Origin of the sequence: Empedobacter sp. UBA7252 (genome assembly GCF_002472765.1) — a bacterium.
Taxonomy (GTDB): Bacteria; Bacteroidota; Bacteroidia; order Flavobacteriales; family Weeksellaceae; genus Empedobacter; species Empedobacter falsenii_B.
This window is the reverse complement of sequence record NZ_DKSQ01000024.1, coordinates 2,209-4,403: the sequence shown is the minus strand read 5'-3', so window position 1 is coordinate 4,403 and position 2,195 is coordinate 2,209. Positions and strand designations below refer to the sequence as shown.

1 protein-coding gene is annotated in these 2,195 nt (G+C 39.1%); it reads right to left on the bottom strand.

Features of this window, described 5'->3' with window-relative positions; genetic code table 11:
- The coding region (locus B2X73_RS04065) for a SusC/RagA family TonB-linked outer membrane protein (RefSeq protein WP_291095795.1) at positions 1–1,940 on the bottom strand (1,940 nt) is incomplete at its 3' end.
- Between the last annotated feature and the right edge of the window lie 255 nt (positions 1,941–2,195).

The following is a 2,195-nucleotide window of genomic DNA, read 5'->3' as shown; positions in this document are numbered from 1 at the left end:
CGAAGGTCATAGTTGGTATTCTGACTGGGACCCCAAACTTGGTACGATGCCCCGTTAAATGCAAAATAACCATAACCTTGATAAGTATCTAACGAAAGGTAACTGCCAAAGTCCTGATTACCCGTCTCACCGTAATCTGCTCGAAGTTTCAGGTCATTGATCCAAGAAGCTTTCGGAAAGAAATCCTCTTCCATAATTCGCCAGCCTAAGGAGAGCGCGGGGAAATAACCCCATTTGTTCAGTCTTCCAAATTTAGAAGAGCCTTCATAGCGCAAACTTGCCGATGCATAATATTTATTTGCCAAATCATAATTTACTCTTCCAAAAAAAGCGATCAGTTTCGCATCATTTTTATATGAACCAACCGATCTGAATGTGTAATCACCCGGCTGTGGATTGGTAGGAATAGGGACGTCATATTGACCTGAGCCCAGATTGTTATACGTCAGTACATCGGATGGGAAATTTTGGTTACCCGCATTCATTCCTGAATACAGAAAATAATTATATGCATATCCTCCTAATACGTTAATATTATGTCTTCCGAAACTTTGTTTGTAGTTTCCTGTCCATTCAAATACATACTGGTCACTTTTTTTATAATTTCTTCCTGCTGAATTTCTACCACTATTTCCATTAATCGCGCCTGTATTGTAGGACGGTGTAAAATTGAAATCAAAAAAATCAGAAGATTGTTGTGCCAACGTTACCTGTGTAGACAAGTTTTCCAAAATGTTAAGTTTAAAAGCTGCATTCCAGTCCAGGTACTTGCCCTCGGTTCCATCCAATACCGTGCGAAGTTCTTCAACAGGATTATAAGCACCAGAAAAACCCGTATTGATATAATTGAATAAGTTTGGATTTTTTGCATCCATCACCGGCAATGTCGGATTTAGTGTCAAACTTTGATTGAATGCATTATAACTGGCATTATTTGCTTTAAGGAACCTGGGCGCAATGGTTACAGTGGCTGTATACAGGTTATTGGCCGAGGTATGGGACAGATTCAACCGCGCCCCGTATTCTTTCTTGTCTGAACGTAAGTCCAATCCATGAGCATTGCGCAGGTCAAATGAGACGATATAATTGGTTTGTCTGTTTCCACCAGCTAAATGAAGCGTATTTTTTTGATTAAAGGCGAATTTGCGCGATACTTCGTTAAACCAATTGGTATTTCCTCCAAAATCCGTTCCTCGGTTGTGTTTTAAAAAATCTTCGGCACTGAGAACCTGGATACGGTTATTCGGTAAGTCAAAACTCGCATATCCATCATAAAATGCGTAAGGCTCAGATGTGCCTTTTTTTGTTGTGATAATAATTACGCCATTGCTCCCACGTGTTCCATAGATAGCAGAAGCTGCACCTCCTTTGAGTATATCGATTGATTCAATATCGTTTTGATTTAAGTTGTCAACATTTCCCCCAGGAACACCATTAACCACATAAAGCGGTCCAAGTCCGGCGTTGCGGGAAGACACACCACGTAGTTGCAGACTGGGAGAGGAATTCGGATCTGACTGGCCAGTGTTTACTACACTGAGTCCCGCTACCTTGCCAGCAAGAGCATTAAGTACGCCATTTCCACCAAATACGTTGAGATCCTTACCGTTTAGATGTGTAATGGCGCTGGTTACTTCTTTTTTATCTAGGGTTCCGTAGCCAACTACTACAACGTCCGCTAATCTTTCTTCATTTGTTTCAAGCGTTAGATTATAGACAGTGGCGTTATCAATATTCTTTTCCAATTTTTTATAGCCTAGAAAACTTATCTGTAATTTATCCCCGACATTTACTGCGGATAGTGAAAATCTTCCTTCGTCATCTGTTTTAGTAGCTTTTGGTTTTCCGGATACGGTAATAGAAACACCGGCCATTGGTTTACCTGTCACATCAAGAATTTTCCCTTGAATGTTTTTTTCTTGAGCTTGTACCCATGTCATTATCAGTATCCACATAAACACAGTTAATAGATACTTTAAAGACGAGCACTGTCTTAAATAGATTACCCTCATAAATTGGTTGTTTAAAATTTTTAAATTATCCCTTTTTTGCTGCTTAGGTATTTTCTAAAACAGCCATTGGTTACAGTTCCAAATCTAGAGAAACCAAATCCCAGGAAAAAGATCGTAAACGCAAAATATAAGTCTGGTGAATGTTTAAGTATTTGATTATTAGCTGTTATATCTATATTTTTC